This is a genomic window from Cupriavidus sp. BIS7 (genome assembly GCF_000292345.1).
Lineage (GTDB): Bacteria > Pseudomonadota > Gammaproteobacteria > Burkholderiales > Burkholderiaceae > Cupriavidus.
In genome coordinates this window covers 32,462-44,650 of the sequence record NZ_ALOU01000047.1, presented here as the reverse complement: position 1 = coordinate 44,650, position 12,189 = coordinate 32,462, and the positions used below count along the sequence as shown (strand labels likewise).

The 12,189-nt window shown below is 64.4% G+C and carries 10 protein-coding genes; 6 read left to right on the top strand and 4 right to left on the bottom strand.

Annotated features, from left to right (window positions below; all coding sequences use genetic code 11):
• Positions 1-238 precede the first annotated feature (238 nt).
• Positions 239-1,057 (bottom strand): BPL-N domain-containing protein, encoded by an 819-nt coding sequence (locus B552_RS0116695; RefSeq protein WP_019450187.1) that lies wholly within the window; start codon positions 1,055-1,057, stop codon positions 239-241.
• 283 nt (positions 1,058-1,340) lie between these two features.
• Between B552_RS0116695 and B552_RS0116690 the strand changes: the two genes are divergently transcribed.
• Both B552_RS0116690 and B552_RS0116685 read left to right on the top strand, forming a co-directional pair.
• The gene (locus tag B552_RS0116690; protein ID WP_019450186.1) at positions 1,341-2,303 is read left to right on the top strand and encodes a tripartite tricarboxylate transporter substrate binding protein; all 963 of its coding nucleotides are present in this window, start codon (positions 1,341-1,343) and stop codon (positions 2,301-2,303) included.
• Between the two features lie 157 nt (positions 2,304-2,460).
• The gene (locus B552_RS0116685) at positions 2,461-3,993 is read left to right on the top strand and encodes an AMP-binding protein (protein WP_019450185.1); all 1,533 of its coding nucleotides are present in this window, start codon (positions 2,461-2,463) and stop codon (positions 3,991-3,993) included.
• Positions 3,994-4,025: 32 nt separating this feature from the next.
• On the opposite strand, the gene B552_RS0116680 is transcribed toward B552_RS0116685, so the two are convergent.
• Entirely contained in the window at positions 4,026-4,928 is a 903-nt protein-coding gene (locus tag B552_RS0116680) for a LysR substrate-binding domain-containing protein (RefSeq protein WP_019450184.1), read from the bottom strand.
• Positions 4,929-5,099: 171 nt separating this feature from the next.
• Between B552_RS0116680 and B552_RS0116675 the strand changes: the two genes are divergently transcribed.
• Positions 5,100-5,897 (top strand): enoyl-CoA hydratase/isomerase family protein, encoded by a 798-nt coding sequence (locus tag B552_RS0116675; protein WP_019450183.1) that lies wholly within the window; start codon positions 5,100-5,102, stop codon positions 5,895-5,897.
• Positions 5,898-5,938: 41 nt separating this feature from the next.
• On the opposite strand, the gene B552_RS0116670 is transcribed toward B552_RS0116675, so the two are convergent.
• Both B552_RS0116670 and B552_RS0116665 read right to left on the bottom strand, forming a co-directional pair.
• Positions 5,939-6,928 carry a tripartite tricarboxylate transporter substrate binding protein gene (locus B552_RS0116670; RefSeq protein WP_026035743.1) on the bottom strand — a complete coding sequence of 330 codons (990 nt, stop codon included), beginning with the start codon at positions 6,926-6,928 and terminating at the stop codon, positions 5,939-5,941.
• Between the two features lie 17 nt (positions 6,929-6,945).
• Positions 6,946-8,454, bottom strand: a complete 1,509-nt coding sequence (locus B552_RS0116665; protein WP_026035742.1) for a class I adenylate-forming enzyme family protein — start codon at positions 8,452-8,454, stop codon at positions 6,946-6,948.
• A gap of 212 nt (positions 8,455-8,666) precedes the next feature.
• Between B552_RS0116665 and B552_RS0116660 the strand changes: the two genes are divergently transcribed.
• The 3 genes from B552_RS0116660 to B552_RS0116650 are packed head-to-tail and all read left to right on the top strand — an operon-like array spanning position 8,667 to position 12,180.
• Entirely contained in the window at positions 8,667-9,860 is a 1,194-nt protein-coding gene (locus B552_RS0116660) for an acyl-CoA dehydrogenase family protein (RefSeq protein ID WP_019450180.1), read from the top strand.
• Between the two features lie 17 nt (positions 9,861-9,877).
• Positions 9,878-10,987, top strand: coding sequence for an acyl-CoA dehydrogenase (locus B552_RS0116655; protein WP_019450179.1), 1,110 nt, complete (start codon positions 9,878-9,880; stop codon positions 10,985-10,987).
• A gap of 26 nt (positions 10,988-11,013) precedes the next feature.
• Positions 11,014-12,180: a thiolase domain-containing protein gene (locus tag B552_RS0116650; protein ID WP_026035741.1), complete on the top strand. Its 1,167-nt coding sequence runs from the start codon at positions 11,014-11,016 to the stop codon at positions 12,178-12,180.
• Positions 12,181-12,189 lie beyond the last annotated feature (9 nt).

The window sequence follows — 12,189 nt, the reverse complement described above, 5'->3', positions numbered from 1 at the left end:
GGTGACGATTGCCCTAAGGTCGGACACGCTCAAAATATGGCTCCATAGGCTCATCGTCTAGTTCGTTTTTCGTGGTTCTGGATACATTTAGAAAGCACTTTGCCGTGCGAGGCCGTTCGTCTCTCGAAAGCGGTTTATCGAATCATGCCGGGCTGCCGACGACGAAGAATCAATGAGTTACGGGGCTTTCGGAAAGCACTTTATTCCCCGAGGTCAGCGGGTGCCGCTGGGCGCCGCACTACGCCCGGTCAACCTGGTTCAGTTCCAGCCCCGCGTGCGCCAGCAGGCGCCGAAACACTGCAAGGCGCGTATCGCTGGTAGTCGCCAGCCGCTCGCAGACATGAAGGTGCTTTGACCTGTCGCTGTGCCCGCTCAAGACCTCCGCGAATTCCATCTCGGAGATCTCAAGATGAACACCGGAAAGCACCGCGCGACCTTGGCCCACGTTTGCGCTGACGATGGCGGGCGTCGCTTCGTCCAGGTCTGTGTACACCGCCAGAACCTGCGTATCGGCTGGCGGCACGCCGTCGAAGTCGAAGCGGCAGCCGCCGTGGTAGTGCGTATAGAGCGAGATTGGCGCGTCGGTGAGGCGCTCCGTGGTTCTAAGCTGGACCGCGGCAGCCGTGCGCGGCGTGCCGTCATAGAGCTTTCCGCCGGTGAGTTCCGGCAGCGAGCCAACGGCCACGGCATCGACAAAGGCCAGTTCGCGTGGGCCGCAGATCGCGCCCCGCGTGCCAGCATGGAATGCAATCTCGCGACATGCGTAGTAGGCGCCCGCGCAGATGCCAAGGTAGTTGCCGCCTTGTTCCACAAAGCGCCGGATACGGGCATTCGGTTCGCCATTCAGCAAGGCGCAGTAGGGAAGGTCTGCACCTCCCGGCATGACAAACAGCTTTGCTTCGTCAAAGAGGGTCTCGTCGGAGCGAATATCTTCGGCCATCACTGCCCGGATTTCGTACGCGCCGGCGTGCAACTGGTGTCCGATAGTCCGCATCAGGTACGCGGTCCAGTCGGAAGCGCCTTCGTCGACATAGGTGAGAATCTTTGGCCGCTGCATACATGCTCCCGATTTCAGTCTTTCCAGACTTTATCTCCTGATCCCGTCGTTGCGGGAGACCGCGCGAATGTCGCATCACGCACATTTGCCAGATTTTGAGGGGGCGGGGGACTCTTCGGCCATCGCCGCTATCGCATCAGCAAAGCCCACCTTAAACAAATGCAAATTGCCTGCTTGGCGGGCATATCGCAAAGTCTGCATCAACTCACCGCAAGGCAACCCGAGAAAGGTGGTGGGCTACAAAAGACCTACAAAAGACCCGACGCAGAAATAGGTGGAGACAATGCTACGAATCATTCTTGCCGCTGTGCTGCTTGCGTTTGCCCACGGACCGGCCTTCGCCGATGCCTACCCGTCCCGTCCGATCAGATTGTTGATCGGCTATGCGCCGGGCGGGCCGGTCGATACCGCTGCGCGCATCTATGCTGACTATCTTGGGCGCGTGCTCAAGCAACCGGTGATCGTCGACAATCGCGCGGGTGCCAGCGGCGCGATTGCAGCCGGCATGACCATCAGCTCGAAGCCCGACGGCTACACGCTCTACTTCGCGGCCAGCCCGACCATGACGATGACGCCGCTGGTGCAGAAGTCCGTCAACTTCAAGCCGGCACAGGACTTCACCTACGTTGGCCTGATCACCAACTACACCAACGTCCTGCTGATCAACAAGGATTTCCCGGCCAGAAACGTGGATGAGCTGGTCTCGTATGCGCGCAAGCACCCCGATGAGGTGAGCTTTGGCTCGGCGGGCGTGGGTGCATCGAACCATCTGTCGGCCGAGCTGCTGGCACAGATGACAGGCGTCAAGATGCTGCACGTGCCGTACAAGGGCAATGCGCCTGCGATGGCCGATGTCATCAGTGGCAAGGTGACCTTCATGTTCGACATCACCGGGACGGCCATCGGTCATATCCGGGGCGGCAAGGTGCGCGCGCTGGCCGTCACGTCGAAGACACGCAATCCCGCGCTGCCCAATGTGCCGACGCTGGTGGAGTCCGGGCTCAAGCAATACGACCTGACTGGATGGTATGGCCTGGTAGGCCCGCCGGGCATGCCTGCCGATGTGACGGAGCGGCTGGTCAAGGCGCAGCAGACGGTGGGGCAGGACCCTGCTTTCCGGGAACGGATGGTGGATGTGGGCTATGACCTCGACATAACCGGTCCGGCGCCCTTGCAGGATCGCATCAAGAAGGAACTTGCACTCTGGGGCAACGTCGTCAAGACGGCAAATATCGAGGTCGAATGATCGTCGAATAGTCTGGCTGTCCGATCGTTCTCCCGGGATACGCAGCGACGATTTACCGCTTTCTCGACGACGAATTGCGCGGCTGCTTTGCAGCCCATAGACTGCGACGTGTAGCCCGACTGGGCCGTGTTCCACTCTCCATGAGGATTTGAGCCAGATGCCGCAGGACCAACCGATCGCGCATCGGATCAGCGATATTCCACGCCACTGGGCGGCTATCACCCCGCACAACGTGGCGGTCTACGAGGGCGAGCGCACCGTGAGCTATGCGCAGCTCTGGGAGAACGTCGGGCTTGCCCGGCGCTATCTCGAGGAGCAAGGCGTTGGCGCCGGCGACCGCGTGCTGATCGCCGCTGAGAACTGCCTGGCCCTGATCACGCTGATCTTTGCGTTGTCGGAAATCGGCGCGTGGCCCGTTGTGACGAATGCTCGCCTCACTTCGCGCGAGATCGAGGAGATTCGCGCGCATTGCAGGCCCCGGCTGATGCTCTTCACCCATGCGGCCTCGCCTGACGCGTTGCGCCACGGTCTGCGCTACCGTGCTCGCGAGATAGCGCCATCGGGGCTGGGGCCGCTGATGGCCGCCGACGTCGATGCGGGCAGCGAGCGCGAGCCGCACGACCTTGCACGCGACGTGGCCGCGCTGATCTACACATCGGGCACCACGGGCCAGCCCAAGGGCGTGATGGTCACGCATCGCGGGCTGCTGCACTATGCGCGTGTCACGGCCGAATCCCGGCAGATGGGACCGGACGATTGCGCATTCGCCGTGATGCCGATGTCGCACATCTTTGGCCTGGCCACGCTGCTGCTCGCCACCTTCCAGGCGGGCGGCAGCCTGTACCTGGTTGCCCGGTTCAACGTCGCCGATGCCTGCGCCGCGCTGCAACGCGACGCGATTTCGATCCTGCAAGGCGTGCCGGCCATGTTCAGCCGCATACTGGCTCACCTGAACAAGAGCGGCGCCGCCACGCTCCATGCGAAGCGGCTGCGCTATCTCTATACCGGTGGCGGGCCGTTGGATCTCACGCTCAAGCGCAACGTCGAGAGCGTATTCGGCCAGCCGCTGCACCATGGCTATGGCATGACCGAATACGCGGGCTCGTTGTTCATCACGCGCATGGACAGGCCCCGCAGCGACTGCTCGGCCGGCGAAATTGTCGAGGGCGCGGAACTGCGCGTGGTGGGCCCGGCCGGCGAGCCGGTGCCGGAGGGCAGCCCCGGAGAACTGTGGGTGAGAGGGCCGGGCGTCATGCGCGGCTACTATCACGCGCCCGATCAGACGGCGGAAGCGCTGCGCCCGGACGGCTGGCTCAATACCGGCGATATCGGGCGTATCGGTCCCGATGGCGCGCTGTTCATTGTTGGCCGGACACGCGACCTGATCATCCGCTCGGGCTTCAGCGTCTATCCAATCGAGGTCGAGTCGGTCATCAACTCGCATCCGTCGGTGCGGCTGTCTGCCGTGGTCGGCAATCCGGCCGAAGACGGCGATGAAGAGATCATCGCGTTCGTCGAACTCCGCGAAGGTGAAGCGTTCGACGCGGCACAGCTTCACGCCTACCTCGCGGAACGGCTCTCGCCATACAAGCGTCCGACGCGCATCGTGCGCGTACCCGCCGTTCCGACCACCGCAAGCGGCAAGCTCCACAAGCACCGGTTGCGCGGCATGATCGCCGAGTTGGTCTAGCGCGCTTTCTTTGTGGCTGCAGCCGGGAGCCCTTAGACGGGGTTCCCTATGCCATCCTCAACCAGCAGTTCAACCAGCTTGCGCGCGAACACCGGCAGCGCGTCCAGGTCCGCGACGCAAATCTGCAGCTTGCGCTCGGCCCAGTCATCCTCGATCTGCACGATCTTGAGCGCCATCGTTTGGGCTAGCCGCCGCGCGGTGCTCTCGGGCAGCACGCCGATGCCGACATTGGCCTCGATCATGCGCGCGGCGGTCTCGAAATTGCTCACCTGGATGCGCCAGCGCAGCGTGCGCTGCAGATCGGCGGCGGCCCGCTTCAGGAAGTTGTGGATCGCACTTTCCTCGGGCAACCCAATGAAATCGTGGTCGAGCGTATCGACAAAGCGCACGCGGCTCTTCTGGGCAAACGGATGGCTAAGCGCGGTCGCGAGCACGAGCCGGTCCAGCCGATAGGGCATCACCTCCAGACCTTCCATGTTCACACCGCTGGCGGCAATGCCGATGTCGACCATGCCTTCCTGCACGGCCCTGACGATGTCTGGACTCAGGCGCTCCCGGATATCAACCGTGACATCGGGGTGATTGACGAGGTACGTGCGCAGCACGCCTGGCAGGAACTCGCTCATCGCCGTGGTGTTGGCGAACACGCGAACATGGCCCTTGATGCCGGACGAGTACTCCTGCAGGTCCCCGCTCAACTGCTCGATCTGGCGCAGCACGCGGCGCGCGTGCGAAAGCAGCGTGGCCCCGGCAGGCGTGACCTTGACGCCCTGACTGCTGCGGCTCAGCAGCTTGACGCCAACCTGTTCCTCCAGGTTCTTGATGCGTGTGCTCGCCGCCGGCAAGGACAGGTGGCACCGTTCTGCACCGCGGGTCAGGCTGCTGGCTTCCGCGATATGCGTGAAGAGATTCAGATCAACCAGATCGAAGCGCATGACATTGTCCCCAGAGTAGCCATAGATTATCGCTCCAACGCAAGCATTCGATCCATTCGCGCAACTACGGGGGTACTTCACCTTACGTGAATGCCGGATTCAAAACATGCAAATAGCCGGGCCCTCCCAGATCGGCCAAAGTGTTCCGGTGAACAGGAAAGGAGAAACTGCATGGCAGAAGAGGACACCTTGCTGGTAGCGATTGCGGACGGCATTGCCACACTGACGCTCAACCGTCCAAAGCAGAAGAACGCGCTGAACGTACCCATGCGCGACGCACTGCGCGAAGCGGTGCAGCAGATTCGCGCCGATCGTGCCGTGCGTGCCGTGGTGCTGCGCGGCGCGGGCACCGACTTTTGCTCCGGCGGCGATATCCGTGCGATGAACGTTACCGAGTCCGAGGCCGGGCGCAATCGCATGGACGACATGCATGGCTGGATCGGCATGCTCGCCGACCTGGACCGTCCCGTCGTTGCTGCGGTCGATGGCGTGGCATACGGGGCGGGCTTCAGCATGGCGCTGCTTGCCGATTTCATCGTGGCGTCGCCGCGCGCTCGCTTCTGCATGCCGTTCATGAAGGTCGGGCTTGTGCCGGATTGCGGCGCGCTGTACACGCTTCCGCGCGTGGTGGGCATGGCGCGGGCCAGGGACCTGGTGTTCAGCGCGCGCGAGATTGGCGCGGAGGAGGCGCGTCAGATCGGCGCCGTGTTCGAGATCGTGCCGGAGCAGAAGCTTCACGCACGCGCGGACCAGCTCGCCCGTGGGCTGGCCGGCGCCAGCCCGGTCGCGTTTGGCATGGCCAAGCGTGCGTTGAACCAGTCGCTCGGCAGCGATTTGCACGCGATGCTGGAACTGGAATCGCTGGGGCAGGGCATTGCGTTCACCACCGGCTATCACCGCGAGGCCGTGCGCCGCTTCACGGAGAAGGAGCCACCGCTGTTCCGGTGGCCCGCTTCCTCTTCCGAATGACGGCGCCCGTGGCGCGTCGAACCGGCGCGCCGCCTGTCACGTCAGCCGGCAGTAATGCCGGCTGTCTGGATGACCTTCTTCCATTTCTCGATTTCGCTGTGCAGCCGCTGGCGCATCTGCTCCTGCGTGCCCGGGTCCGCATCGGCGCCAGCCGCCACCATGCGCTGCCGCACGGCCGGGTCGTTCATGGCGACGTTGAAATCGGCATTGAGCTTGTTGAGGACGGGCTGTGGCGTATGGGCCGGCGCGAACAGCGCGGACCATGAATACGCCTCGTAGCCGGGCAGGCCGGATTCGGCAACGGTTGGCACGTCGGGCAGGATGCTCGAGCGTTGGCGGCTGGCAACGCCAAGCACCTTGATGCGGCCGGACTTGATGTGCTGCAGCGCGGTAGGCGCATCGCTGAACATCACTTGCACCTGCCCGCCCAGCAGATCGCTCATGGCCGGGGCGCTGCCCTTGTAGGGGATGTGCTGCAGCTTCGTGCCTGCTTCCATGTTGAACAGCTCGCCCGCCAGGTGGGTGCCACCGCCATTGCCGGAGGAGCCGAACGCCAGCGGCTTGTCGCTCTTCTTCGCGAATGCGATGAAGTCCTTGATGTTATTGGCGGGCACGGACGGGTGCACCACCACGAAGATCGGATACATCGTCGCGAAGCTGACCGGCGCGAAATCCTTCTCGATGTCATAGGGCAACTTGCCCATCAGCGATGGATTGACCGAGTGATGGATGGCGCCGACAAACAGGCTGTAGCCATCGGCGGGCTCCTTGGCCGCGACCGTGGCCCCGATCACGCCGCCGGCGCCGGGGCGGTTGTCGATGATGACTGGAACCTTCCACATGTCACCGAGCTTCTGGCCGAAGATGCGCGCGGTGGTGTCCACCGGGCCGCCAGGCGGAAACGGCACGATCATTCGTACCGGCTTGGTGGGCCAGGTATCGGCGGCGAGCGCGGAGAACGGGTGCGCGACGGCGCCAAGCAGCCCGGCAGCCAGAAGCCGCCTGCGCATGGCAGAGGAACACGAATGCATGCTGAGTCTCCTTAGGACTACATCGATGCGGCACGCTCCTGCAGCTCGCGCTTGAGGATCTTGCCGTTGTTATTCGTAGGCAGCTCGGGCAGCGCCAGAATGTGCGCGGGGCGCTTGTAGGGTGCAAGGCGGCTGTGCAGATGCCCGTGCAACGCGGCGAGATCGAGCGCGGCGCCGGGGCGCAGTTCCACGAAGGCGATGATCTCCTCGTTGCCGTCGGCCTCGCGGCGGCCGACCACGGCCGATCGCTGGATGCTCGGGTGGGTGTTGAGCGCCGTTTCCACCTCCGCCGGATACACGTTGAAGCCCGAGCGGATGATCATTTCCTTGAGGCGGCCCACCACAAACAGCGCGCCGTCGGCGTGCAACTCGCCAAGATCGCCGCTGGCATACCAGCCGCCCTCGCGCATCGCCGCGGCAGTGGCGGCCGGATCGCGGAAGTAGCCTGGCATCAGGCCCCGGCCGCGCAGCCAAAGCTCCCCGCGCTCGCCCAATGGCAACGGGCTCCCCGTGACGGGATCGGTCACCTGTACCTCGGCCTCGGCTACCGCATAGCCCGCGCTGGTATCCGGGCGCTGCTCGCCCAGGCGTGTCACATGGACCGAGCCCGCGTACTCGGACAGTCCATACCCGTGATGCAGCGTCAGGCCGAAGGTGGACTCCACGCGCTGCTTGAGCGAAAGGTCCAGCGGGCCCGCACCGGTGTAGAGGTAGCGCAGCGCCGGTGCCGTGGGTTCGGCAATGCCCTGCTGCTGCAGATGGGCAAGCAGCCGGGAAAACAGCGTCGGCGGCCCCTGCAGTTGCGACACGCCGCAATGTGCAAGCGCGTCCAGCAGATCTGCGGGATCGAACTGCGGACGCATGACCAGTTGGGCGCCGGCCAGCAGCGAGCTCAGCAACACCGTGCCGAGCCCGAATATGTGGGTCATCGGCACGAACGCATAGCTTCGGTCAGCCGGGCTCAGCGCGCGGGCAGCGCAGGTCACGCGGGCAAAGTGGATCAGGGCGTCATGCGTGAGCATCACGCCTTTCGGCTCGCCGGTGGTGCCCGAGGTAAAGATCAGTGCGGCAACCTGGTCCTGCAGTGGCTGCGCTTCCGGTTCGGCATCGTCGCGGACTCTCCCGCGTTCCATGCCACCGAGCGCCGAAGGCACGGCGTCGAAGCGGCGCGCATGCGCGGTTGCGGCGCGCGACGCTGAGGCGGTGAAATAGACCACCCGGGCATCTGCCTTGGCCGCGAACGCGTCGATTTCGCCGGGCGCCATGCGCGCGTTGACACCGCACGACCATGCCCCGACACGGCTGCAGGCCAGGATCAGCGCGGCGTGCTCGGGACAGTTTTCCGCCACAACCATGACGCGGTCGCCGGGCCTCACGCCAAGAGATCGCAACTCCACCTCCGCCGTGCCGGTCAGTGCGCCAAGGTCGGCAAAGCTCAGGCTGCGGCCGTCCGGTAAATGGAGGAATGGTTGATCGGGCGCCTCGGTCAGCCAATGGTCTAGCAAGTGATGGATCCGGGTTGTCACGAGTCTGGCCGTCCTGTGTGTAGCGGGGGATGGCGGTCAGCATGGCGGCAAAGCACGGCCGGCGCCATTCGCAAATTGCAAGGGGCGGCTTCGATGTTATGAAACCGCGGACAAACCACATATTTCGCGTTGTCAAAGGGCGGATTCGGCAAACTCGAACCGGCTGGCTGCTCGCGCCCATAGAATCTTTCGTACTGACCGGAGACAGATTCATGGACCTGCGTTTCACCAAGGAAGAGGACGCCTTCCGAGAGGAAGTCAGTGCTTTCGTCCAGGCCAACCTGCCGCACGACATCCGCGACAAGGTGCTGGGCCACCGGCGCGTGGAGAAGGACGACTACGTGCGCTGGCATCGCATCCTGCATGCACATGGATGGGGCGCGCCGACCTGGCCGAAGGAATGGGGCGGAACGGGCTGGAACGCGCTGCAGCGCCTGATTTTCGAGATCGAAACGCTGCGGGCCGGTGCGCCGCGCATGCTGCCGTTCGGGCTCACGATGATCGGGCCGGTGTTGATGAAGTACGCGAGCGCCGAGCACAAGGAACGCTTCCTGCCGCGCATCCCCACCGTGGAAGATTTCTGGTGCCAGGGCTATTCCGAACCTGGCTCCGGGTCCGATCTCGCCTCGCTGAGAACCAGCGCCGTGCGAAAGGGCGACAAATACATCGTCAACGGCCAGAAGACGTGGACGACGATGGCTCACTTCGCCGACTGGATTTTCTGCCTGGTGCGTACCGATCCGGAGGCCAAGGCGCAGGAAGGCATCTCGATGCTGCTGATCGACATGAAGTCCCCCGGCGTGACCGTCCGGCCGATCAAGACGCTAGATGGCGGTCACGACGTCAACGAAACCTGGTTCGAGGATGTCGAGGTTCCTGCGGGGAACCTGCTTGGCGAAGAGAACAAGGGCTGGACGTACGCGAAGTATCTGCTTGGCCACGAGCGCACCGGCATCGCCGGCATCGGCCATTGCTATCGCGAATTGCGCCAGTTGCGCCAATACGCTGCCGAGACCGCCGATGGACGCGGACACCGGCTGATCGACGACGTGCGCATGCGCGACAAGATCGCTCGCCTGGAGATGGACCTGATGGCCCTTGAGATGCTGCTGCTCCGCGTGGCCACGCAGGCTGCCGGCACGCCAGGCCCTGAAGCGTCGATCGTCAAGATCCGGGGCTCGGAGCTGCAGCAGGATATCGCCATGCTCCAGATGGAAGTGGCCGGCCCCAACGGCTGGCCGTACTCGACCGACTGGATGGAGCTGGGCGCGCCCCAGCCGGTGAGCGGTCCGGACTGGGCGGCACCGGCTGCCTCCACCTACTATGACATGCGCAAGACCACGATCTACGGTGGTTCGACCGAAGTTCAGAAGAACATCATCTCGAAGATGATCATCGGCTTCTAGGGGAGGCGACGACTGGCATGGATTTTACGTATAGCGAAGAGCAGCGGATGCTGGCCGATAGCCTGCGCCGTTTTGTCGGATCCGAGTACACCTTCGAGCGCCGCCGCCGGAACGCGCGCGAGCATGGCAGCTTCGACCGGACCATCTGGTCGTCGCTGGCAGAGATGGGTGTGCTCGGTCTCGGTGTGCCGGCGGAACATGGCGGGTTTGGCCACGGCCCGGCCAGCCAGGTCGTCGTGCAGCGGGAACTCGGGCGTGCGCTCGTGCAGGAGCCAGTGATCCCCAGCGGGGTCATTTCGGCGGCGATCCTCGCGCAGCATGCACCGGTTGCGCTGCAGGCCGAATGGCTGCCTGCGCTTGCAAGCGGCGAAAGGATATTCGCGCTGGCCTACCTGGAACCGGGCACGCGCTATCGCCCGGAAGCGGCGCAGGCGCTGGCACGGCATGCGGGGCCCAATGGCTACGTGCTGAACGGCGCGAAGTCGGTCGTCTGGCACGGCGCGGCGGCCGACATGTATCTCGTCTCGGCGAAGCTCGATGGCGCGCTGGCGTTGTTCCTGGTGCATCGCGATGCGCCCGGATTGACGGTGTCGGGCTATCCGACCATGGATCGGCTGGCGGGTGCCGACCTTGCGCTGGTCAACGTGCCCGCAACGCTGGTGACGACGAACGGCCCCGACGCGATCGAACTCGGCCTTGATCACGGTATTGCCGCGCAATGCGCCGCAACTGCAGGAGCCATCGAACGGCTGATCGAGATCACCGCCGAATACCTTGCCACGCGCAAGCAATTCGGCAAGCCGCTCGCGTCATTCCAGGCGCTCCAGCATCGCGTGGCGGACATGCTGCTGCAGAAGGAGCTGGCGCTGTCGATGGCCTACGTGGCCGCGCAGGGGCTCGATGCCACCGACGTGGCCGAGCGCCGCCGCAAGGTGTCCGCCGCGAAGGTCGTCACGGCCAAGGCCGCCCGCTTCGTCGGCCAGCAGGCCGTGCAGTTGCATGGCGGCATGGGCATGACCGATGAACTCGAGGTTGGCGACTACTTCAAGGCGCTGACCATGGTCGATGTGCTGCTTGGCGACACCGACCTTCACCTGGAACGCTACGGCGAAGCCATGGCGGCCTGACAAGACACGATAACGGATGAATGTCGATGACCATCAATAGCAAGGCATATATCGTCGGGGCGTACGAGCACCCCACCCGCAAGGCGCCGGACAAGACCGTCGCCCAGCTTCATGCGGAAAGCGCCCGCGGTGCGCTCGAGGATGCGGGTCTGTCGCTGGCCGATGTCGACGGCTACTTCTGCGCTGGCGACGCGCCTGGCCTCGGCATGGTGAACATGGTGGACTACCTGGGCCTGAACGTGCGCCATGTGGATTCGAGCGAGATGGGCGGATCGTCCTATATCGCGCACGTCTCGCATGCCGCGCAGGCCATCGCGGCCGGCAAGTGCAACGTGGCGCTGATCACGCTGGCCGGACGGCCGCGCTCGGAAGGGTCCAGCGGCACGCAGGCACGCAACTGGGGCGCGAACCTGCCGGACCAGCCGTTCGAGGCGCCGTTCAGCCCGGTGACGGTGAACCTGTACGCGATGGTTGCCCAGCGGCACATGTATGAGTTCGGCACCACGCCGGAACAGCTCGCATGGGTCAAGGTGGCCGCATCCCATCATGCCCAGCACAACCCGAACGCGATGCTGCGCGATGTGGTGACCGTGGAAGACGTGGTGAACTCGCCAATGATCTCGGACCCGCTGCACAGGCTCGATTGCTGCGTGGTATCGGACGGCGGCGGCGCGCTCGTCGTGGCACGCCCGGAAATCGCGGCGAAGCTCAATCGCCCCAGGATCAAGGTCCTTGGCGCGGGCGAGCACGTGAAGGGCCTGCTCGGCGGACAGGTGGACCTGTCATGGTCGGCCGCGCGGTTCTCCGGCGCCGCGGCCTTTGCCGAGGCCGGCGTCACGCCGGCGGATATCAAGTACGCGTCGATCTACGACAGCTTCACGATCACCGTGCTCATGCAGCTGGAAGACCTGGGCTTCTGCAAGAAGGGCGAAGGCGGCAAGTTCGTGATGGACGGCAACCTGATCTCCGGCGTTGGCAGGCTGCCGTTCAACACCGATGGCGGCGGCCTCTGCAACAACCATCCGGCCAACCGTGGCGGCATCACCAAGGTGATCGAAGCGGTGCGCCAGTTGCGTGGCGAAGCCCACCCCGCGGTGCAGGTCAGGAACTGCGACCTGGCACTGGCCCAGGGCACCGGCGGCTACATGGGCTCGCGCCACGGTTCTGCCACCCTGATCCTCGAACGCGAATAACAGGGAGAA